The organism is Pseudomonas sp. p50(2008), assembly GCF_015351605.1.
In the GTDB taxonomy this organism is placed as follows: domain Bacteria; phylum Pseudomonadota; class Gammaproteobacteria; order Pseudomonadales; family Pseudomonadaceae; genus Aquipseudomonas.
The window spans coordinates 1-2,413 of record NZ_JACMYF010000031.1; the positions used below are offsets into that span (position 1 = coordinate 1).

Consider the following 2,413-nt stretch of genomic DNA (forward strand, 5'->3'; position numbering starts at 1 on the left):
GTTGATCGAAGCAGACGTACCGCTGCTCGATGTGGACGATATGCCTCTTGATGTAATTCACCAGTTGCGGCCTGCCCTCGAACGCTTTGCCGGTGATTTTGACCTGTGCATGATCGACACTCCACCCAACCTGCAGCGTCGTATGGTCGCCGCTCTGACGGCTTCTGACGCGGTGGTCGCCCCCTTCAATATCAGTGCTTTCACCTTGGCTCGGCTGCCGAAACTGATGAACACCATCGAGACTGTGCAGGATCGGTACAACCCGAAACTGAAGTTCTTGGGTTACTTGCCGAACCTGGTCAACAGCCGATCACCAGAAGAAATTGATGCGCTCCCCGGTTTGCGCGAAGCCTACGGGGACTCGATGTTTGCTGAACAAATCATTTACCGGCCCTGCATCAACAAAGCCTTGGCCGCAGGCAATCCCGTCTGGTGGAAAGCTCGCAGCGGTAGCCAGCGCGAAGCCGGGAAAGAAATGAAACGGGCCTGCAAGGCTGTTCTCGATAAAGTTTTCACGGCTTGAGGGAGATCCCATGACTACGACAAAGAAACCGAACGCATTCGGGGGAGCAGTCAACAAGCTGTCTGACTTCCAAAAGCAGAAAGCCGTTCAGGAAGGCGAGCGCATCATCAAGGTCAACCCTGGTGAAGTTGAGTGCAAGCCACAGATCCGGGGGAAACAGAATCCGGGCTTTACTCAAGAGTCGCTGATGGAGCTGGGCGACGACATTGAGCAGAACGGTCAGGCAGAGCCTGCCATCCTTCGCCCTCATCCAAATCCTGAAAGCGGCTTCAAATATCTGATGGTAGCCGGTGAACGCCGGCAGCGTTCATGCGCGCTCAAAGGCCTCCTGCTTGAAGCCGTTGTGCGCGACCTTACTGACGCCCAAGCGAAACGGATTCAACGCGCTGAAAACGTCCAGCGCGAGAACCTGACACAGCTTGAGGTAGCCCTTGCTCTCAAAGGAGACAAAGAGGAATTGGGCACCCTGCAGGCCGTCGCTGACGAGTGGAAAAAGAGCGTCAGTTGGGTTGCTGAACGCCTCGCCTATCTTGATGCGGTAGAGCAGCCAGGCGCGAGTCGCACAGCCGTACAGAACGGGGTCACTGCCGATATTTCCGTGGTCAATGACCTGGCCCGACTTGAACGGCTTGATCAAGCCGCAGCGGTCGAGCTGGTGCAGCGCGCCGAAGAAGACCCCGACCTCAACTTGCGTAACGAGGTTCGCACCCAGCTTCGCACCACAAAGGCACTGAGGATCAAACCCGGTGGCAAAACCAAGCCCGCGAAACCAGCCGCCAACACGGACGAAGACACAGAACTCGACGTGCTGAAAGAACAGAACGCCGTTCTGGCCGAGCAGGTAAAGGCTCTGGAAGCCGAAAAGGAATATCTCACCCAGGAGCTGGAAAAAGCCCGGCAACAAATCGCTGAACAGTGGAAGCCAACAGAATGACTGGCCGCACCATTGACCAGGATCTACGGATACCGCTCGAAGACTTCGAGCGGATTCGCAGCAAGTCCAAGATGCACAGCCGTAGCCTCGACGTCGCTTTTGAAATCCTTGTCGAAGGCAAAAAACTGGTTGCCGTGGCCACAGCTCACGGGCTGACCAAACAGCGAGCGATGGCCATCCGCGACAAGATCTATTCAGCCTATTTGCTCCAGGCACCCAAAGGCTGGGCCTATGCGCAGATCTGCGCACCAGAGCAGATGATCGATCGTTTCGTAAAAGAGGCGGACGAAGAACGGTTGAAGTATTGGCAAAACAAATCCATGTCCAAGAAGGATCACGAGGCATGACCGACAAACAAACCCTCGAAGCATTCGCCAAGCTGCTGGAGCCGCTAGCGAAGTCCCTCAACGGCATTGACCGTTCCCTCTCGCTGCTGGCCGATCTCGAACTCGCTAAAGAGTTTCAGCCCGACCCAGCGAAACGCCAGAGTCACTACGCCGAGATCAACGCAGCAGTAGCTGCAGACGCTGCAGCTTTTGAAGCTCTCGAAAAGGCTCGGGTAGAACGTGAAGCCATTGACCCACGCGGGCATGAGCAGTTGGTGAAAGAGAAAGGCGCGGAAGAAGCGGCCAGGATCCTTGCTCCAGTGAAAGCAGCCTTGGACGCTCGCGGGGAATCGCTGAAACATGAACAACAAGTTCGCGACTCATTCCCCGCTCTGGATCGTATTCACCGACGCAGCAACTCGTAGCCCTCGCCTGCCTTTGGAGATCAGCCACATGGAACTGAGTGAGCAACATCCTTTGGTGACGATTACAACGGTGCCAAGTGCTGGGTTGCGATCAATCCCACTATCTGAACGCAATGTGTATTTTTAGGGCATACCCGTGCTGAAACAGCCTTGAGTACATCACTCAAAGCTTTACTTCGATTACTGGTACGCCTAATTTGATACG

At 55.3% G+C, this 2,413-nt stretch carries 4 protein-coding genes; all 4 read left to right on the plus strand.

Features of this window, described 5'->3' with window-relative positions; all coding sequences use genetic code 11:
- On the plus strand, positions 1-523 hold a 523-nt coding region (locus tag H7698_RS30990; RefSeq protein ID WP_194693884.1), incomplete at its 5' end, for a ParA family protein.
- 10 nt (positions 524-533) lie between these two features.
- Positions 534-1,457 carry a ParB/RepB/Spo0J family partition protein gene (locus H7698_RS30995; protein ID WP_236300432.1) on the plus strand — a complete coding sequence of 308 codons (924 nt, stop codon included), beginning with the start codon at positions 534-536 and terminating at the stop codon, positions 1,455-1,457.
- Positions 1,454-1,804, plus strand: coding sequence for a TrfB-related DNA-binding protein (locus tag H7698_RS31000; RefSeq protein WP_194693886.1), 351 nt, complete (start codon positions 1,454-1,456; stop codon positions 1,802-1,804). Before H7698_RS30995 ends, H7698_RS31000 begins: the two co-directional genes overlap by 4 nt.
- On the plus strand, positions 1,801-2,208 hold the full coding sequence (locus H7698_RS31005; protein WP_194693887.1) for a hypothetical protein: 408 nt from the start codon (positions 1,801-1,803) through the stop codon (positions 2,206-2,208). Before H7698_RS31000 ends, H7698_RS31005 begins: the two co-directional genes overlap by 4 nt.
- The last annotated feature ends 205 nt before the right edge of the window (positions 2,209-2,413 follow it).

What these genes read in the sequence shown, in the direction of transcription:
- H7698_RS30995 (WP_236300432.1), top strand. Translation starts at nt 534, where the DNA reads ATGACTACGACAAAGAAACCGAACGCATTCGGGGGAGCAGTCAACAAG.
- H7698_RS31000 (WP_194693886.1), top strand. Translation starts at nt 1,454, where the DNA reads ATGACTGGCCGCACCATTGACCAGGATCTACGGATACCGCTCGAAGAC.
- H7698_RS31005 (WP_194693887.1), top strand. Translation starts at nt 1,801, where the DNA reads ATGACCGACAAACAAACCCTCGAAGCATTCGCCAAGCTGCTGGAGCCG.